This window comes from Bittarella massiliensis (ex Durand et al. 2017), assembly GCF_009876955.1.
GTDB classification, from domain to species: domain Bacteria; phylum Bacillota; class Clostridia; order Oscillospirales; family Ruminococcaceae; genus Bittarella; species Bittarella massiliensis.
Genome location: NZ_WWVY01000042.1, coordinates 1 through 1,990, shown reverse-complemented (window position 1 = coordinate 1,990; position 1,990 = coordinate 1). Strand labels below are relative to the sequence as shown.

At 40.1% G+C, this 1,990-nt stretch carries 2 protein-coding genes; both read left to right on the top strand.

Annotated features, from left to right (window positions below):
• Positions 1-181: 181 nt before the first annotated feature.
• A complete protein-coding gene (locus GT748_RS14945) occupies positions 182-1,480 on the top strand; it encodes a hypothetical protein (RefSeq protein ID WP_161222407.1) in 1,299 nt (432 codons plus the stop codon).
• A 57-nt stretch (positions 1,481-1,537) separates the two neighbouring features.
• Positions 1,538-1,990, top strand: a 453-nt coding sequence (locus GT748_RS14940) for an RICIN domain-containing protein (protein WP_161222406.1), incomplete at its 3' end; no start/stop codon positions are given.

Here is a 1,990-nt window from a genome sequence, read left to right as displayed (position 1 = left end):
CTCAGTGTCTCCGGCTTAACGAATGCGAAGTGGCTTAGTACATACCCGTTGTTCCACATCTGTGCGCTCTTTGGCGCAAGTACGCAGGCGGTCGGAATTATGCTTTTGCTGATTGTTCTAGCCGTTTGCTATCTTTGCACAGAATACTTGTTCACTCATTTCAAATGAAGAGGTACTGAATATGCGCTTTTGCAAATATTGGGCAATTGGAGCTATTGTCATTACTTTGTTGTCTGCCTGTAGTGATTTTAGGCAAGGAAACTCCCCCTCTTCCACTTCAAAGGACTTTACGTTACATGCGGTATCGGGTAGCGAACATTTGACAAACAGAAACATAGAGTTGATCACTAGTGTCTATGGCATTTCCAGCCAAGCTTCAACAGAAACGGGACTTTATGAAATTGTACCATCAGGGACAAAGGGGTCAAATATTATATACACAGATTTTGATTCTAAAACAAGAACATATCTATGCAACCGACCTGAATGTCTGCACAAAGATGAAAACTGCCCCTCGTGGATTGCCTCTGACTCCTGTCTGATATTCACAGGTGGCACTGGACACAACATCTTCATTTTGCAGTTAGAAACCTACAATTCTCCCTATACGGGCATATGGAAAGCCGAACCGAATGGCAATAACAGAAATCTGTTATTCCAGTTTCAACCCAACCAAAATATCGTTAATGGAATTGCCGCTGACGAAGAATATCTCTACATTACAGTGCAGGAAGTTGATTCTATTACATATCAGCCTAAAAAACTTATGTACCAAATCGATATTCAAACAGGCGAAGCAGCAGAGCTATTTTCGTTCAACGCAAACGATTGGTTGTTTGGCGCATATGAGGATAATTTAATTATCCTGTCCTATGATTCGGCAGAAAAAGAATTTGCATATTACCGCTATTGTGTTACAAACGGGGAGACAGAAGAATTTTTCAGATATTCTGCTACTGACGATGAAAAAGCGCCTGTTACTGCGCTCAACGGAAATATACTATACCTTGTTCAACCAATCGGAAATACTAAAGCAGAAGTAAGTTGTATCAATCTTAAGAACAATCAAAAACTGGTACTATGCTCTGAAATTCCGTTTTTTTCATCTGAGACAACGACTATCCTTGACTTTGTAGACAATAAGATGATCCTTCAAGTGTCTGATACCCGACAACAAGATTCCAAATTGGCTAAGCACTACCAGTATGGCATCGATTTAAAAACCGGAGAGGTAAAAGAAAATCTATTACTTATTGAAAATGGAGGACAGGCTGAATTCATCAATATATGCGGTGCATATAAAAATGAATACTGTGTTTTATCAGGCTATGCCCCTCAAACAGTAACCTTATTTGATGATAACGGTACCGCTTATGAATCGTCCATATACTTTCCAGTATACGCATTTATCACAAAGGAAGATTATTGGAACGGTTCAGAAAAATGGATCGCTCCAATTGATTTGACGAAAGGAGGGTAGCGTTTCAATTCTAGCCCATAATAGCAAAAATTCGTACAAACCAAAGGAGAGATTACGATGAAAAAACTTATTACTTTAGTTGCCAGTCTTTTGGCCGTCGCTTTATTGACAGTTCCAGTCTTCGCAGCGGAAAATCAATCTTTAGCTGTAGATATAACCAAAATATCTATCTCCAATGAAGCCAACAACGACCTTCTAAATGCCGCGACTGAAAGTTCTCCGGTGAATGGCACCCGTATCACCACTTGGGATAATACAGGGCACGCAACACAACGGTGGGACTACTCTGAAAGTGTTCCTGGAAAACCTCAACATTATTGGTTAAAAAATTCCGCCAATAGATCTTACGCTGTTACATGTTACGGTACCGATGGACAACAAGTTACCCTACAGTCATTCACACGCAACATGACGACACAGCCCGTTAAATTCATTAATGAAGGCGGTTCTTCTTTTAATATTTACGGTTTGGCAAATACCACATATATTTTAGCTCTGACAACTACCGGT